At 69.7% G+C, this 15,922-nt stretch carries 14 protein-coding genes; 1 reads left to right on the top strand and 13 read right to left on the bottom strand.

Annotated features, from left to right (window positions below):
• The first annotated feature begins 51 nt into the window (after nt 1-51).
• Nucleotides 52-531, top strand: a complete 480-nt coding sequence (locus ASC46_RS07930) for an Lrp/AsnC family transcriptional regulator (RefSeq protein WP_055458972.1) — start codon at nt 52-54, stop codon at nt 529-531.
• A gap of 7 nt (nt 532-538) precedes the next feature.
• On the opposite strand, the gene ASC46_RS07925 is transcribed toward ASC46_RS07930, so the two are convergent.
• From ASC46_RS07925 to gabT, 13 genes are all read right to left on the bottom strand, one after another.
• Entirely contained in the window at nt 539-868 is a 330-nt protein-coding gene (locus ASC46_RS07925) for a cupin domain-containing protein (RefSeq protein ID WP_055458745.1), read from the bottom strand.
• A 23-nt stretch (nt 869-891) separates the two neighbouring features.
• A complete protein-coding gene (locus ASC46_RS07920; protein ID WP_055458744.1) occupies nt 892-1,809 on the bottom strand; it encodes a DMT family transporter in 918 nt (305 codons plus the stop codon).
• On the bottom strand, nt 1,806-3,125 hold the full coding sequence (locus tag ASC46_RS07915) for an aspartate aminotransferase family protein (protein ID WP_055458743.1): 1,320 nt from the start codon (nt 3,123-3,125) through the stop codon (nt 1,806-1,808). The genes ASC46_RS07920 and ASC46_RS07915 overlap by 4 nt, the downstream gene beginning before the upstream one ends.
• A complete protein-coding gene (locus ASC46_RS07910) occupies nt 3,122-4,186 on the bottom strand; it encodes a phosphotransferase (RefSeq protein ID WP_072249470.1) in 1,065 nt (354 codons plus the stop codon). The genes ASC46_RS07915 and ASC46_RS07910 overlap by 4 nt, the downstream gene beginning before the upstream one ends.
• Nucleotides 4,187-4,211: 25 nt before the next feature.
• Nucleotides 4,212-5,471, bottom strand: coding sequence for a Zn-dependent hydrolase (locus ASC46_RS07905; protein WP_055458741.1), 1,260 nt, complete (start codon nt 5,469-5,471; stop codon nt 4,212-4,214).
• A 15-nt stretch (nt 5,472-5,486) separates the two neighbouring features.
• Entirely contained in the window at nt 5,487-6,200 is a 714-nt protein-coding gene (locus tag ASC46_RS07900; RefSeq protein WP_055458740.1) for a GntR family transcriptional regulator, read from the bottom strand.
• A 5-nt stretch (nt 6,201-6,205) separates the two neighbouring features.
• Complete coding sequence (locus ASC46_RS07895) at nt 6,206-7,249, bottom strand: histone deacetylase family protein (protein ID WP_055458739.1); 1,044 nt, start codon at nt 7,247-7,249, stop codon at nt 6,206-6,208.
• Between the two features lie 39 nt (nt 7,250-7,288).
• The gene (locus ASC46_RS07890; protein WP_055458738.1) at nt 7,289-8,917 is read right to left on the bottom strand and encodes an ABC transporter ATP-binding protein; all 1,629 of its coding nucleotides are present in this window, start codon (nt 8,915-8,917) and stop codon (nt 7,289-7,291) included.
• A 10-nt stretch (nt 8,918-8,927) separates the two neighbouring features.
• A complete protein-coding gene (locus ASC46_RS07885; RefSeq protein WP_055458737.1) occupies nt 8,928-9,764 on the bottom strand; it encodes an ABC transporter permease in 837 nt (278 codons plus the stop codon).
• A 5-nt stretch (nt 9,765-9,769) separates the two neighbouring features.
• Nucleotides 9,770-10,747 carry an ABC transporter permease gene (locus tag ASC46_RS07880; RefSeq protein ID WP_055458736.1) on the bottom strand — a complete coding sequence of 326 codons (978 nt, stop codon included), beginning with the start codon at nt 10,745-10,747 and terminating at the stop codon, nt 9,770-9,772.
• 137 nt (nt 10,748-10,884) lie between these two features.
• A complete protein-coding gene (locus tag ASC46_RS07875; RefSeq protein WP_055458735.1) occupies nt 10,885-12,462 on the bottom strand; it encodes an ABC transporter substrate-binding protein in 1,578 nt (525 codons plus the stop codon).
• A 329-nt stretch (nt 12,463-12,791) separates the two neighbouring features.
• A complete protein-coding gene (locus ASC46_RS07870; protein WP_055458734.1) occupies nt 12,792-14,348 on the bottom strand; it encodes an acetolactate synthase large subunit in 1,557 nt (518 codons plus the stop codon).
• Between the two features lie 31 nt (nt 14,349-14,379).
• Nucleotides 14,380-15,663 carry a 4-aminobutyrate--2-oxoglutarate transaminase gene (gabT, locus tag ASC46_RS07865; RefSeq protein WP_055458733.1) on the bottom strand — a complete coding sequence of 428 codons (1,284 nt, stop codon included), beginning with the start codon at nt 15,661-15,663 and terminating at the stop codon, nt 14,380-14,382.
• Between the last annotated feature and the right edge of the window lie 259 nt (nt 15,664-15,922).

Genomic DNA, 15,922 nt, shown 5'->3' with positions numbered 1-15,922 from the left:
CCCGCTACAATGCCGCTTCGACATCATTACAATATCCGGCTGCGGGACGCGATGGCAAAACTCGACAGGATCGACCTCAACATCCTTTCCGTGCTGCAGCGCGACGGGCGCATCACGAAGCTGAAGCTCGCCGAGGCGGTCAACCTGTCGCCGACCGCCTGCTGGGAGCGGCTGAAGCGGCTCGAGGAGATCGGTCTCATCCGCGGCTACGAGGCGCGGCTCGATCTCGAACGCATCGGCCGCTTTACGACCGTGCTCGTCGAGGTGACGCTGCGCAGCCACGCGCAGGCTGACTTCCGGCGCTTCGAGGATGCGATCGCCCGCGAGCCGCAGATCGTCGCCTGCGACGCCACGGGCGGCGGCGTCGACTACATCATGCGCGTCATGACGCGCGACATCGACAGCTACCAGCGCCTCATCGACCGGCTGCTGACGGCCGAAATCGGCATCGAGCGCTATTTCACCTATGTGGTGACCAAGACGATCAAGGCCGCCCCGCCGAGCGTCGCGGAGATCGCGGCGGCCACGTAAGGCGCGATCAGCCCTGGCCGGGCGTGCCTGCGAAAGCCGCCGGGTTCTTCACCTCGATCTCGATGAAGGACAGCGGATGGTCGGAGCCGTTCATCACGTCGTGCTCGACGCCCGCCTGGCGCATGTAGGACTGGCCTGCGACGAGGTGGTTGTCGTGGACCTGCTTGCCGTCGTGGATGCGCAGGATGCCGTCCGTCAGCAGCACGACGAAATAGGGCCAGCCGTGGCTGTGCCAGCCGGTCACTGCGCCCGGCGCGAAATCCCAGCGCGTGATGCGAATGTTGGCGTCGTCGACCTGCACGGTGGGAACGGCGGGGACGGTGCATTGGAAAGCCATCGGATCACCTCACGGGACACGTTTCAGGACAGGCGCGGACGGGGCAGCACCGCTGCCGCCGCGGCGACGAGGAGGGCAAGGCCGAGCCAGTCGGTGACGGCCGGCCGCTCGCCGATGAGGAGCATGGAGCCGAGGACGCCGACGACGGGAACGAGCAAAGTGCCGAGGCTCATCGTGCCGGCCGGCACGCGCGCCAGCGCCGCAAACCAGACGAGATAGGCGAGCGCCTGCGCAAGGAGCACGTGATAGGCGAGCGCCGCGAGCACCTTCGGCCCTGGCAGGACGGGCGCCGGCAGTCCCTCGAAGGCGAGCATGCCGGCCGCCGCCGCGGCGGCGCCGATGAGGAGCTGCCAGCCGGCGATGACGAGGGCGGAGGCGGGAACGGGATGGCGCTTGCCGATGACGGTGCCGAGCGCCCAGGCCATGCCGGCACCGAGCGCCAGCAGGAGGCCGTAGGACCAGGCGCCGGCGAGGACGAGCGGCACGCCGAGCGCCGCAAGGCCGAGGACACCGAGCACAAGGCCCGCGCGCTTGCGCCCGTCGAGGCGCTCGCCGAGGAGCAGCCGGGCGAAGAGCGCGGCCCACAGCGGCATGGTGAAGGTCAGGATCGCCGCGCGCGAGGTCGGCGCCGCGAGCTGCGCGAAAGCGAGCAGGATGTTGAAGGCGGCGATCGAGAGAAGGCCGGTCAGGACGAGCACCGGCACCGCCCGCGCCGGCACCAGGAGCGGCAGGCCGCGCATCCGGGCGACGCCCATCAGCACCGCCCCGCCGAGCGAGAGGCCGATGGTGCGCAGCGTCCACGGCGCGATCTCATCGAGCGCGATGCGCACCGCCGGCCAGTTGAGGCCCCACAGCAGCGCGAGCAGCAGCACGGCCCCGATATGCCGCCCTTCGAGCGCGACGGGAGCGGGTGTGCCGGAGGCGGCGTCCGCGGTGCTCATTGGGCCAGGCCGCCGAGCACCTCGTCGACAGCGGCGAGGAAGAGGTCCGCATCGGCCTCGGAGAACACGAGCGGCGGGCGAATCTTGAGGACATTGCCGGCGGGACCGGCGGCGCTGATGAGGATGCGCCGCTCCCTCAGGCCATTGACGAGACGCGCGGCGATATCGCCCGCTGGCGCACGGCTCGCCCGGTCGCGCACCAGCTCGACGCCGACGAACAGCCCCGCGCCGCGCACATCGCCGATCACCTCGTGGCGCTGGGCGAGGCTGTCGAGCCCCCCCTTGAGATGGGCACCGACGCGCCGCGCATTGTCGAGGAGGCCCTCCTTCTCGATGACGTCGAGCACCGCCATGCCCGCTGCGCAGGAGACGGGATTGCCGCCGAAGGTGTTGAAGTAGCGCACCGTGCGGCCGAAGGTCTCCACCACCTCCGGGCGCACGACGAGCCCGGCGATCGGGTGGCCATTGCCCATGGGCTTGCCGAGGCTGACCATGTCCGGCGTGATGCCGTGGCGGGCAAAGCCCCACATGTGCGAGCCCGTGCGGCCGAAGCCCGGCTGCACCTCGTCGGCGATGAAGACGCCGCCGGCCCGGCGGATCGCCTCCACCGCCGGCGCGAGGAAGCCGGCGGGATCGGGAAAGATGCCGTCGCTCGAGAAGATGGTGTCGACGATGAGGCCGGCCGGGCGGATGCCCGCCCGCTTCATGTCGGCGATCGCCGCCTCGACATCCTGCGCGAAGCGGGCACCGACGTCGCCTTCCGTGCGATAGCTGTCGGGTGCCGGCACGGTGCGCACCGCCTCGCCGAGCGGCGCGCCTTCGCCGAGCGACGGCGACATGCCGGCGAGCGTGCCGGTGACCCCGTGATAGGCGAAGCGGGTGACGATGAAGCCGGTGCCGCCGGTGTGGGCGCGGGCGATGCGCAGGGCAAGGTCATTGGCTTCGCTGCCCGTGCAGGTGAACATCACATGCGCGAGCGCGGGCGGAAAGCAGGCGAGGAGGCGCTCGGCATAGTCGAGCACGAGGTCGTTGAGATAGCGCGTATGCGTGTTGAGCACCGCCGCCTGGCGGGCGATCGCCTCCACCACGTGCGGATGGCTGTGCCCGACGCAGGCGACGTTGTTGTAGACGTCGAGATAGGTGTTGCCGTTCGGGTCGTAGAGCCGCGCCCCCTCCCCGCGCACCACATGCACGGGGTTCTCGTAGAACAGGCGGTAGGCGGGTCCCAGCAGCCGCTGGCGGCGGGCGATCATCTGCCGCTCGCGTTCCGGCACCGCTCCGGCGCCGGCGGGATCGTAGGCATTGATCATGGTCATGGGCTGTCTCCCCTCGCAGCGGCCGCCAGGAAGGCCCGGGCCTCGTCGCGCGTGAGCGCGGCAAGGCGCTCAAGGCCGGCCCAGGCGGCGGCGTTGTTGCGCAGGATATAGGCGGCGTTATCCGGATAGCGCGCCGCACGCCAGCCGCCGATGGCGACGATGAGTACGAGCCGCGTGGCGATGAGATCGAACAGCACCGCTAACTCTTCTGCCTCAAGGGCCATGCCTTGCGCAAAGCCCGCCACCACATCGGCGGCACCGGCGAGCGGATGACCCTCGTCGAGCAATTGGTAGGCGGCGGCGACGGCGAGCTCCTGCACCAGCGGCGCCCGCACCATGTCGCCGAAGTCGATGAGGCCCGACACCACCTCAGGCGCGTCGCGCGCCACGAGGAGGTTGTGCGGATTGGCGTCGTTGTGGATCACCTGCCGGCGCAGGCCGGGCAGCGCCGGCAGGGCGTGCTCCTCGAAGGCGTCGAGGAAGCGCCGAGGCAGGCCATGGTCTCGCCCCGGCGGCAGGTGGGGGAAGAGCTCGCGCACCTTCGCCGCCTGCTGCAGGTCCCACAGCAGGGCGTGGTCGGCCGCCGGATGCGTAAAGTCGCCGAGCGCGGCGTCGAGCCGGACCAGGAGCGCGCCGATCGCCCGTCGCTGGGCCGGGCTGCACGGTGCCTCGGGCAGCGGCAGGCCGTCGAGATAGGAGAGGATGCGCAGGACGCGCGCCCCGGACGGCCCGGGGATGTCCACCATGAGGGCGCCGTCGCGCGCCGGCACCGGCTGCGGCAGGGGCAGGCGCGGATCGCGCGAGCGCGCATGCTGCAGCGCGCGGGTCTGGAAATCGATGACCGCGCGCTCCTCCGCCGGGTTGCCGAGCTTGAGCACGAAGCGCCGGCCGTCCGCATCGGTGACCAGGAAATTGCTGTCGCGCTCGCCGGTGAGCGGCCGGGCGGTGACCGCGAGGCCGAAGTGTGCGCGCGCCAGCCGTTCCGCCTCGGCCCCGTCGAGCGGCGGCACGCCGGTTGCCAGAAGATCGCCGGCCGGCGGCCGGGTGCGAGGGCTCGTCATCATCTTCATCCGTGCGGCGGCCGCTTCAGCGGTCGGCCCGGGCCACGGCGGCATGCAGCAGCACGTTGACGCCGGGGGCCAGTTCCTCGCAGCTCGCGAATTCGTTGTTGTTGTGGGTGATGCCGCCGCGACAGGGCGTGAAGATCATCGCCGTCGGGCAGATCCGCGCCAGGAAATAGGCGTCGTGCCCCGCCTGGCTCGGCAGGTCGCGATGGCTGTAGCCGAGGCTGCGCGCCGTCTCGCGCACCCCTGCGACCATGTCGGCATCGAAGATGCGGCCGCCCCATTGCCAGCGGTCGAGGATCTCGGCCGCGCAGCCGGCCCGCGCCGCCGCCTCGCCGACCGCGCGCGTGACGCGCTCGGCCATTACCGCGGCAGTCGCCGGATCGTCGTGGCGCACGTCGCAGACGCATTCGGCCCAGTCCGACAGGATGCCGGCCTTGTTGGGCCAGGCGGTGAGGCGCGCGGCCGTCGCCTTGCCGCCGGTCGCGGCATGGTCCCAGCCGATGTCGTCGACGGCGACGAGCAGGCGCGCGGCGGCGACGAGGGCATTGCGCCGCTTCTCCATGGGCCACGGCCCGGTATGGGCCGTCTCGCCGCGGAAGGCGACGAGGAAGCCGTGCGAGGCATAGGCGTGGGTGACGACGCCGACCTCGATCCTTTCGGCGTCAAGGATCGGCCCCTGCTCGATGTGCAGCTCGAAATAGGCGTCGAGCGGACGCCCGCCGACCGGCGCCTCGCCGAGATAGCCGATGCGCTTCAGCTCCTCGCCGAACGTCGGGCCGTCGTCGCCCGGCCGGCCATGCACGAAATCGAGGCTGTAGGCGCCGGCAAAGCAGCCCGAGGCCGTCATCGGCGGCGAGAAGCGCCCGCCCTCCTCGTTGGTCCAGTCGACGATCTCGATGGGCCGGCGGGTGACGTGGCCGATGTCGTTGAGCCGGCGCACGACCTCGAGCGCGCCGAGCACGCCGACGATGCCGTCGAAGCGGCCGCCGTTGGCCTGGGTGTCGAGGTGGCTGCCCATCACGACCGGCGGCAGGTCGTTCTCGCGCCCCGCGCGGCGGGCGAAGATGTTGCCGACCTTGTCGACCGTCACGACAAGGCCGGCCTCCCGGCACCAGCCGACGAAGACGTCGCGCATCTCCTTGTCGGCATCGCTCAGCGCAAGGCGCGACAGGCCGCCCTCGCGGCCGAGGCCGATCTCGGCCGAACGCTCGATGGTCGACCAGAGGCGCTCGGCATCGATGCGCGTATCACGCGGGAGGGACGAGGGGATGCTGGCCATGGCGGAGCTCGCAAATCAGTCGTCGGAAGGGGAAGCAAGCACGTCGGTGCCGAGGATGACGTCCCCGCCGCAGGCGATGTCCTGCTGGATGGCGGCGCGCGCCCCGGCGGGGTCGGCCCGGCGCACGGCGTCGAGCACGGCATGGTGATGATCGATCATGGTCCGTCCGCCGCGCTCGTAGGCGGCCGAGATGACCGGCCCCATCTTCAGCCACAGCCGGTGCAGGATGGCGCGCAGCTGGCCGAGGCCGGCGATCTCGGCGAGCGCGAAGTGGAACACCTGGTTGAGCGCGACCGCCTCGTCGAGGCGCCCCTCGGCGAGGGCGCGCTCGTTGTCGGTGAGGATGGCGGCGAGGCGCCCGATGTCGTCGAGCGTCGCCTTGCGCGCCGCATCCTCCGCCGCAAGGCCCTCGAGCTCGAGGCGGATGCGGCGGATCTCCAGATATTCGTCCCGCTCCAGCACGGGCACGCGGATGTCGCGCGGGCTGCGCTGGACGAGCGCCCCGTCCTGCACGAGACGCAGGATGGCGTCGCGCACGGGGGTGACGCTCGTGCCCATCTCCTCGGCAATGTCGCGGATCTTCAACCGGACGCCGGGGCGCAGTTCGCCTTTGACCAGCGCTTCGGCGATGCGCTGGTACACCGCCTCGCCGAGACGCACGTGCTCGATCACGTCGAAGGCCCGGGGCCTGACGCGCGCGCCGGCGCTATGGCGGACGCGGACGGTCACGGGACCTATCCCGCAAGCCCGGTCAGGAAGCGCTCGAGGCAGTCGCCGATGACGGAGACCTGGTAGCCGCCCTCCTGCACGACGACGGTCGGCAGGCCGGCGGCGCCGATCAGCCGGCCGACGCCGGCAAAGCCGTCCGTCGTGACCGAGAGCACGCTGAGCGGATCCTCCCGGTGGCTGTCGTAGCCGAGGGCGACGACGAGCGCCTCGGCGCCGAAGGCGGAGACCGCTTCGAGCCCGCGGGCCACGGCGGCGTGGAACGCCTCATCACCACTGCCGGCGGCGAGCGGCAGGTTGAGGTTGAAGCCTTCACCCTCGCCCGAGCCGCGCTCGTCCGCATAGCCGATGTAGAAGGGATAGTAGATCTGCGGGTCGGCATGGACGGAGACCGTCAGCACGTCGGCCCGGCGATAGAAGATCTCCTGCGTGCCGTCGCCGTGATGGGCATCGACATCGAGCACCGCCACCTTGGCGAAACGCGAGCGCAGCCGCTGCGCGGCGATGGCCGAGTTGTTGAGATAGCAGAAGCCCGAGGCCCGGTCCGTGCGGCAGTGGTGGCCCGAGGGGCGGCACAGCGCATAGGCGTGGCGCTCGCCGCCAAGGACGGCATCGGCCGCGGCCGTCGCGGTATGGGTCGATGAGAGGGCCGAGCGCCACGTCTGCGGGCCGAGCGGCACGGCGAGGTCGCCGAGATAGTAGCCGGCCTCGGCCACGACGTGGCTGGAGCGGCACGGCGGCCGACCGTCCCGGTCGGGGCTGCCGTTCCAGTAGGGCGAGACGTTGGGCAGCACCTCCGGCCCGGCGTTCGGCAGTTTCACCCAGCGCTCGTAGGCCATGGCGAGGAAGTCGAGATAGTGCGGCGCGTGAATGGCGAGCGCCGGCGCGGTGCCGTAGTCCTCCGGCAGCTGCGGCGCGATGCCGACGCGCGTCAGCGCCGCCATGAGGGCTTCCGTGCGGCTCGGCAGGTCGGTCGGATCGGCGATGCGGCCGACGCGCATGAACTGCTTTGGGTCGTGGAGGTGCTGGTCCGGGTGGAAAAATGCGCGCATGGCGCTCGGCTCCTTGGCTGCGCGGGGCGCCCGCCCTCGTCAGGCGACGGCGGCGCGGGGGTTCCAGTGGCGACCCGGGATGGCCGCGATGAGCTTCTGCGTATAGGCGTGGCGCGGCGCATTGAAGACCTCGGCCGGGGGGCCGGCTTCGACGATGGCGCCGCGATACATCACCGCGATCTTGTCGCAGACCTCGGCCGCGACCCTGAGGTCGTGCGTGATGAAGATGACGGCGATGTCGAGCTTCTTCTGCAGGTCCTGCATCAGGTCGAGCACCTGCGCCTGCACCGAGACGTCGAGTGCCGACACGCTCTCATCCGCCACCAGCAGCTCGGGATCGAGCGCGAGCGCACGGGCGATGCCGACGCGCTGGCGCTGGCCGCCCGAGAACTCGTGCGGGTAGCGGTCATAGGCCGAGGGGTCGAGCCCGACGAGGGCGAGCAGGTCGCGCGCCTTCTTCTGCGCCTCGTCCATCGGCACACCGTTGGCGACCGGCCCGTCCGTGAGGATGCGGCCGATGGTGTGGCGCGGATTGAGCGAGGCAAAGGGATCCTGGAACACCATCTGCAGGTGCCGGCGCATGGGCCGGAAGGCCGCCTGCGAGAGCGGCACGAGGTCCTTGCCGCGGTAGCGGATCTCGCCGCCGTCCACGTCGGTGAGCTTGAGGATGCAGCGCCCGAGCGTCGATTTGCCGGAGCCGGATTCACCGACGACGCCGAGCGTCTCGCCACGCCGCAGGGTGAAGCTGACATCGTCCACCGCCTTGACGATGCGCGGGCGTGTGAAGAGACCACCGCCGCTGCGGTAGGTCTTCTGAAGGTTGCGCACCTCGAGGAGCGGCTCGCCGGCGGCCTCGGCGCGCGTGGCACTCTCGTCGGGATGCGGCACGGCCGCGATCAGGCGGCGCGTATAGGGATGCTGGGGCCGGTTGAGCACGTCGTCCGCCGTGCCCTGCTCCACGATGAGCCCCTTCTCCATCACCACCACCTTGTCGGCGATGTCGGCGACGACGCCGAAATCGTGGGTGATGAAGAGCACGCCCATGCCCTTGGCGCGCTGGATGCGGCGGATGAGCTCGAGGATCTGCGCCTGGGTCGTCACGTCGAGCGCCGTCGTCGGCTCGTCGGCGATGAGCATCGCCGGCTCGAGCGCGAGCGCCATGGCGATCATGACGCGCTGGCGCTGCCCGCCCGAGAGGCGAAAGGGATAGGAATGGCGCAGGCTCGCCGGATCCGGCAGGCCGACGTAGTCCAGCAGTTCGAGCACGCGCTCATCGCGGCTCCTGGCATCGCCCTCGCCGTGCACCAACATGACCTCGGCGATCTGCTCGCCCACCGTCATCAGCGGATTGAGCGCAGATAACGGCTCCTGGAAGATCATGGAGACGGTGCGGCCGCGCTCGCGCGCAAGCTCTTGCTCGCTCATGACGAGGAGATCGCGCCCGTTGAGGAGGATGCGGCCCGACGACGGCTTCAGGTAGGACGGCAGCAGCCCCATGATGGCGTTGGCCGTCATCGACTTGCCGGAACCGGATTCACCGACGACGCAGAGGATCTCGCCGGCTTCGAGCGTGTACGAAAGGTTCTCGACGGCATATTTGCGGTCGAAACCGGCGGGCAGCTCGATCGACAGGTTGTCGACCTTGAGGAGAGGTGTGGTCGGCTTCATCGTCTCGTCCTCACCCCTTGCGACCGCGCAGGTGGGGGTTCATGGCGTCGTTCAGCCCCTCGCCGATCAGGTTGATGGCGAGCACCGTGACGAGAATGGCGACACCGGGAAAGACGCTGAGCCACCAGGCCTCGCGCAGCATGGTGCGCGCCGCGCCGATCATGAAGCCCCAGCTCATCATGTTGCGGTCGCCGAGGCCGAGGAAGGACAGGGAGCTCTCCGTTAGGATGGCGGTCGCGACCATCAGCGAGGCGGTGACGATGATGGGCGAGATGGCATTGGGCAGGATCTGCGTCGCCATGATGCGCGGGCCCGTCTGGCCGACAACCACCGCCGCCTGCACGAACTCGCGCGAGCGCAGGCTCAGGAACTCGCCGCGCACCAGCCGCGCCACCGGCGGCCAGGAGACGACGGCGATGGCAAGCGTGATGGAGGTGATGTTGGGGCTGAAGATGGCCACCAGCACCACCGCCATGGCGAAGGCCGGGATGGTCTGGAAGAACTCGGTGAAGCGCATCAGCATGTCGTCCACGCGCCCGCCGTAGAAGCCGGCGAGCGCGCCGAGCGCCACCCCGATGACGACCGCGACCGCCGTCGAGATGATGCCGATGAGGAGCGAGACGCGCGCGCCATAGGCGATGCCGGCGGCGATGTCGCGGCCGAGCAGATCCGTGCCGAGCGGATATGCGGGATCCTCGAAGGGGCCGAGCAGCGGCTCGCCCACGCCCTGCCAGGGGCTGACGGGATAGAGGACGGGCGCGGCGAGCGCGACGAGGACCACGACCACGAGGATCGCGAGGCCGATCAGCGCGCCGACGTTCTGCGCATAGCGGCGAAGGAAGCTCATGGCCGTTACCCTGCAGTTTCGATGCGCGGATCGACGAAGCGATAGAGCAGATCCGCCACGAGGTTCACGAGGACGACGACGGCCGCCGTGACGAGGAAGACGCCGAGCAGGACCGGATAGTCCCGCTGCATCAGCGCGTCGAACATCAGCCGGCCGATGCCTGGCCAGGCGAAGACGGTCTCGGTCAGCACCGCCCCGCCGACGAGCTGGCCGGCCTGGACGCTGGCAAAGGTGAAGACCGGCAGGATGGCGTTGCGCAGCACGTGGCGGCGGATGATGCGCCCCTTGGGCACACCCTTGGCGCGGGCCGTCTTGACGAAGTCGAGGTTCATCACCTCGAGCATGGAGGCGCGGGTGAGGCGCGTGTAGACGGCCGTGAAGAAGAGGCCGAGCGTCACGGTGGGCAGCACCAGATGGTGGGCAATGTCCATGACCCGCGCCCAGCCGGTATAGCCGGCGCCGATGCTCTCCATGTCGAAGGGCGGCAGCCAGTCGAGATGGATGGAGAAGACGAGGACGGCCATCAGCGCCACCCAGAAGAGGGGCGTCGCGTAGAAGATGAGCGCGCCCGTCATGATCAGGCTGTCGCCGAGGCTGCCGCGCTTGTAGGCGGCGAGCACGCCGAGCACAATGCCGAGGACAAGCGAGAAGAGGAAGGCGCTGCCGGTCAGGAGCAGGGTCGCCGGCAGGCGCTCCATGATGAGATCGGCGACCGGCACCTGGTTGCGGTAGGAATAGCCGAGATCGCCGGACAGGACGTTCTGGAGATAGCTGAGGAGTTGCACGTAGAGCGGCTGGTCGAGACCGAACTGGGCCCTGAGCTGGGCGATGAACTGCTCGTCGCCGGCACCCGCCTCGCCCGCCAGCACTGCCGCCGGGTCGCCCGGCGCGAGCTGGATGAGCAGGAAGTTGAGGATCACCACCCCGAGGACGACGAAGGCCGCCTTGGCGAGGCGCTGGATGAGGAACTCGAGCGTCTTCACGCTTTACTCCGGAGTTTGGCTTGGCCCCCGGCCAGCGGGCGCAGGGGGGCGGGCACGGATGCCCTCGCCCACCCGCCCGGCGTCGCGCGGGCGGCGCCGGGCTTGAGGGATCGACCCGCGTCAGATCGACCGGCGCGTCACTTCGCGATCCAGACGTCGTCCATCGACTCGTTGACGCCGATGCCGGTGCGCACGAGGTTCTTCACCTTGTCGCGCATGATGGTGACGTTGCGCTGCTCGAACAGCCAGCCGAGCGCCACGTCGTCCGTGATCATCTTCTGCACCTCGGCATAGGCGGCCTTGGCCTCCGCCTCGTCCACCGCGCTCGCGGCCTTGAGGAACAGCTCGTCCACGGCCGGGTTCTGGTAGCCCTCGTTGTTGGCGAAGGGCGTGCCCTTAATGATGTTGGTCGACAGGTAATGGCGAGCGACGCCGAGCGCCGGGTCACCGTACTGGTAGGTGAAGTTGAAGGTGATGTCGAAGTCCCACTCTGACAGGGCCTGCGACCAGCCGCCGGCATCGACCGCGCGGATGTCCACCTTGAAGCCGAGCTGCTCGAGCTGCTGCTTGACATATTCGGCCATGCGGTCCCACTGCGTGCCGTAGGGGATCGGCATGAGGCGGATGGTGTGCTCCTGCGGCTTCACGCCGGACTGGGCGATGAGTTCCTTCGCCTTGGCAAGGTCGAAGGGATAGGTCGACACGTCGTCGGAGAAGAAGCGCGTCGTCGAGGCGAAGGGGCTGACCGCCGGCTTGCCGAGGCCGAACCAGACGTTGCGGACGATGAAGTCCCGGTCGATCGCATGCATGATGGCCTTGCGCACCAGCTTGTTGTCGAACGGGGCCTTGCGCATGTTCCACTGCATGAAGACGAGCGGGGAATACATCTCCCAGCCATCCGTCGTCGTCGTGACGCCCTGGAGCTTCGACAGGCGCCGCACCTCGAAGCCTTCCACGTCGCCGCCGCGCAGCACGTCGACGGTGCCCTTCTCGAAGGCCACGGCGCGCGAGGCCGCGTCCGGCACGATGCGGAAGTAGAGTTCGTCAAGGTGGGGCATGCCCGGTTTCCAGTAGTCCTCGTTCTTCACGAGGTGGATGTAGGAGCCGCGCTTCCACTCCTTGAACTTGAAGGGACCGGTGCCGATGGGCGCCTGGTTGGCCGGGTTGGTGCGATAGTCCGCGCCGTCATAGATGTGTTTCGGCACCACCGGGAAGGAACTGAGCTCGAAGGCGTAGAGGAAGGCCGAGAACGGCCGCTTGAGCTTGAACACCACCGTATCCGGCGAGGGCGACGTGATGCTCTCGATGTAGGTGTTGGCGATGTAGCGCCAGCGCGGATGCGCCTCGCGCAGGAACTTGTCGGCGGTGAAGACGACGTCCTCGGCCGAGAACGGCTTGCCGTCGTGCCACTTCACCCCCTCCTGGATGGTGAAGGTGTAGGTGAGCCCGTCCTCCGACACCTCCCAGGCCTTGGCGAGCGACGGCAGGACCTTGAGGTCCTTCCCGTAGCTCAGGAGGCCCTGGTAGATCTGGCCGCCGACGTAGAGCGTCGGCCCCTGGGTGTTGAGCCCGACCATGAGCATCGGCGGCTCGGGCTGGGCGATCATGTTGAGCGTGCCGCCCGGCGTCGGCTTCTCCTGCGCACCCGCCGCCGCGGCGAGCGTGAGACCGGCAAGGCCGACGAGCCCCGCGATCAACCGGCTAGACTTCTTCATCCACTCCCCCTTGCTGCTTGCCCTGCCTCACGGCCATGGCCTTGCCAGGGCGTCGCAAGGCCTGTGCCAATCCGGTGCGAGACGAAGAAGGGAATGAAGGCACGGCAAGGCGAATGCGCCACCTTGCACGCCCGGCCCTCGCGGCCGGTTTCCCCGCTTGCGATCGTCTCCTCCTGACGGGCGGCGGTGGCCTTGCGGCCGTTCTCGCCGGCGCTCCCGTCAGCATTGCGCCTACCCCTGCCCAGCGATGGAGCAAGCGCCCAATTAAGATGCATCATACAGCATCTGCGTCAATTATATTCGACACCCGGGAACGACATGTCCCCGGTTCATACAACTGCTTCAATGAGGAAGGGGCCACGCTGGCGCAGCGCGCCGTCGAAGAGGCGGACAAAATCCTCGACGGTTTCGGCGCGCCCGGCCTCCACGCCCATGCCGCGCGCCATCGACACCCAGTCGAGCGCCGGATCGTCGAGCGTCAGCATGCGCTCGGCATTGCGACCGAAGTGGTTGACGCCGACGTTGCGCATCTCGCCCTCGAGGATGGCGTAGCTGCGGTTGGCGAAGACGACGGTGACGATATCGAGCCGCTCGCGCGCCTGGGTCCACAACCCCTGCACCGTGAACATGCCGCTGCCGTCGGCCTGCAGCGCCACCACCTTGCGGTCCGGGCACGCCACCGCGGCGCCAGCCGCGAGCGGAATGCCGATGCCGATCGACCCACCCGTGATGCGCAGGTAGTCGTGCGGGGCGGAATCCTGCGAGAGCCCGAAGAAGCGGGCGCCCGCCGTGATGCTCTCGTCGCAGACGATGGCGCCTTCCGGCAGCATGCGCGCCACGGCAAGCGCCACCGCATCGTCCGTGAGCGTGCCACCCGGCAGCGCCATCTCGTCGGTGAAGCCCCGGCTCACCCGCACGGCTGCCTCGGCCGCGACGCCGATCTCGTCGGCGAGCCAGGCGAGCGCCTCGGCAAGGTCGTCGCCCGGGCGCGCGAGGTCCACGATCTCGCAATCCTCGCGCACGAGAAGGCCCGGCTTGCCGGGATAGGCGAAGAAGGCGACCGGGACCTTCGCGCCGACGACGATCATGGCGTCGATATCGGCAAGGGCGGCGAGCGCCGCGTCGACCGGATAGGGCACGTTGTCGATGGCGACGCGGCCCGCCCCGCGTTCCACGCGGCTGTTGGAGGTCTGCATCAGGAGGCGCGCGCCCGTTGCGGCGGCGATCCTGTCGGCCGTGGCGAGCGCATCGGCCCGCAGCGCGCGGCCGGTCAGGAGCAGCGCGACGCGCCGACCCGAGCGCAGCGTCTCGGCGGCCTGACGCACGGCCTCCGGCGTGACGGAGCGGAAGGGCGGCAGCGACGCCCGGCGCGGCGGAGCCCCGGCCGGCAGCTCACCCCAGGCGGCATCGGCCGGCAGCACGAGCGTCGCGACGCCCGGCAGGCGCATGGCCGCCTCGTAAGCTTCCAGCGTCTTCGCCTCCACCTCCTCGGCACGGCCGATTCGGCCGTACCATTGCGACATGGGACGGGCGAGGCTGTCGATGTCGCTCGCCAGCGGCGCGTCGTGCTTGAGGAAATAGGTGGCGTGGTCGCCCACGACGTTGATCATCGGCGTGCGGGCGCGCCGGGCGTTGTGCAGGTTGGCGAGGCCGTTGGCGAGCCCAGGCCCGAGGTGGAGGAGCGTGGCCGCCGGCTTGTCCGCCATGCGCGCATAGCCGTCGGCCGCGCCGGTCACCACGCCCTCGAACAGGCCGAGGACGCAGCGCATCTGCGGCCGGCGGTCGAGCGCCGCCACGAAATGCATCTCGGACGTGCCCGGATTGGCGAAACACACGTCGATGTCATTGGCGAGCAGCGTCTCGCACAGCCGGTCGGCGCCGTTCATGTCATCCTCTTGAAAAGGGGTTGTCCCACGCTCAGGCGCTGACGGCCTCGGCCAGCGCCTCTTCGAGGATATCGAGTCCCTCGCTCACCTGCTCCTGCGGAATGGTCAGGGGCGCCAGAAGGCGGATGATATTGCCATCCGGCCCGCAGGTGAGGAGGATGAGGCCCTTTTCCTGCGCCTTCGCTACGAGCCGGCCGGCCAGTGCCGCATCGGGCTCGCGCGTCGTGCGGTCCTTGACCAGCTCGAAGGCCACCATGGCGCCGAGGCCGCGCACGTCGCCGATGGCGTTGAAGCTGTTGCGCCGGGCCATCTCGGTGAGGCGCTCGCGCATCATGGCACCGATCGTCTCGGCGCGCTCGCACAGCTTCTCGTCCTCGATGACGTCGAGCACCGCATGGGCGGCGGCGATGCCGATGGGGCTGCCGCCGTAGGTGCCGCCGAGCCCGCCGGGATGGGCCGCGTCCATCACCTCGGCCCGGCCGGTGACCGCCGCGAGCGGGAAGCCGCCGCCGAGCCCCTTGGCCATGGTGACGAGGTCCGGCACCACGCCCGCATGCTCGACCGCGAACATGCGCCCGGTGCGGGCGATGCCGGTCTGGATCTCGTCGGCGATGAGCAGGATGCCGTGCTCGTCGCAGAGCGCGCGCAGCGCCGCGAGGAAATCGGCCGGCGCCGGATAGAAGCCGCCCTCCCCCTGCACCGGCTCGACGATGATGGCGGCGACCCGGGCCGGATCGACGTCGCTCTGGAAGAGCTGGTTGAGCCCCTTGAGCGCCTCGGCGGTGCCGACGCCGTGATAGGTCTTCGGATAGGGCACGTGATAGACGTCGGCCGGGAAGGGCCCGAAGCCCTTCTTGTAGGGCGCGACCTTGCCGGTGAGCGCCATGCCGAGCAGCGTGCGGCCGTGGAAGGCGCCGCCGAAGGCGATCACCGCCGGGCGCCCGGTATGGGCGCGGGCGATCTTGACGGCATTCTCCACCGCCTCGGCGCCGGTGGTGACGAACATCGTCTTCTTCGGGTGGTCGCCCGGCGTGAGGGCGTTGAGACGCTCGGCGAGGCGGATGTAGCTCTCGTAGGGCGCGACGTGGAAGCAGGTATGCGTGAAGCTCTCCGCCTGCTCCTTCACCGCGGCGATGATGCGCGGATGGCGGTGGCCGGTGTTGAGCACGGCGATGCCGGCGGCAAAGTCGATGTAGCGCTTGCCGTCCACATCCCAGAGCTCGGCGTTCTCGGCCCGCGCGGCGAAGATCTGCTTGGTGGCGATGCCCTGCGGCACGGCCTCTTTCTGGCGCTTGCTCAATGTCTGCGTCGTCATGGCCTCTCGTCCTGCCGCGGCTGCCGGTTGTCGTTTCGCTCAAAATATTGAGCGGGCCGCGGAAGGCAAGCCCTCTCAATAGGCGGGGAGCCGGACCAATCGCCGAGCCTGCCAACATCCGAAACGGGCTTCCGGCGCTGTCCCCCGGCTGCATTCCTCTTGCAGCGCTGCCGTTTGGCGACGCCTTGGCCCGTCTTAGGTCGGCAGAGGCACTCTGCTGCCGGCCTTGACGATCCCCGCTTGCGGCGAGCCAGCAACC

The organism is Chelatococcus sambhunathii, from assembly GCF_001418005.1.
GTDB classification, from domain to species: domain Bacteria; phylum Pseudomonadota; class Alphaproteobacteria; order Rhizobiales; family Beijerinckiaceae; genus Chelatococcus_A; species Chelatococcus_A sambhunathii.
Note: the sequence above shows the minus strand (reverse complement) of the source record. Positions and strands in the feature narration are given on the sequence as shown.

Coding starts and splice junctions, on each gene's coding strand:
- ASC46_RS07910 (WP_072249470.1), bottom strand. CDS start 4,186: ATGACGAGCCCTCGCACCCGGCCGCCGGCCGGCGATCTTCTGGCAACC.
- ASC46_RS07875 (WP_055458735.1), bottom strand. CDS start 12,462: ATGAAGAAGTCTAGCCGGTTGATCGCGGGGCTCGTCGGCCTTGCCGGT.
- ASC46_RS07920 (WP_055458744.1), bottom strand. CDS start 1,809: ATGAGCACCGCGGACGCCGCCTCCGGCACACCCGCTCCCGTCGCGCTC.
- ASC46_RS07870 (WP_055458734.1), bottom strand. CDS start 14,348: ATGAACGGCGCCGACCGGCTGTGCGAGACGCTGCTCGCCAATGACATC.
- ASC46_RS07890 (WP_055458738.1), bottom strand. CDS start 8,917: ATGAAGCCGACCACACCTCTCCTCAAGGTCGACAACCTGTCGATCGAG.
- ASC46_RS07885 (WP_055458737.1), bottom strand. CDS start 9,764: ATGAGCTTCCTTCGCCGCTATGCGCAGAACGTCGGCGCGCTGATCGGC.
- gabT (WP_055458733.1), bottom strand. CDS start 15,663: ATGACGACGCAGACATTGAGCAAGCGCCAGAAAGAGGCCGTGCCGCAG.
- ASC46_RS07915 (WP_055458743.1), bottom strand. CDS start 3,125: ATGACCATGATCAATGCCTACGATCCCGCCGGCGCCGGAGCGGTGCCG.
- ASC46_RS07895 (WP_055458739.1), bottom strand. CDS start 7,249: ATGCGCGCATTTTTCCACCCGGACCAGCACCTCCACGACCCAAAGCAG.
- ASC46_RS07925 (WP_055458745.1), bottom strand. CDS start 868: ATGGCTTTCCAATGCACCGTCCCCGCCGTTCCCACCGTGCAGGTCGAC.
- ASC46_RS07930 (WP_055458972.1), top strand. CDS start 52: ATGGCAAAACTCGACAGGATCGACCTCAACATCCTTTCCGTGCTGCAG.
- ASC46_RS07905 (WP_055458741.1), bottom strand. CDS start 5,471: ATGGCCAGCATCCCCTCGTCCCTCCCGCGTGATACGCGCATCGATGCC.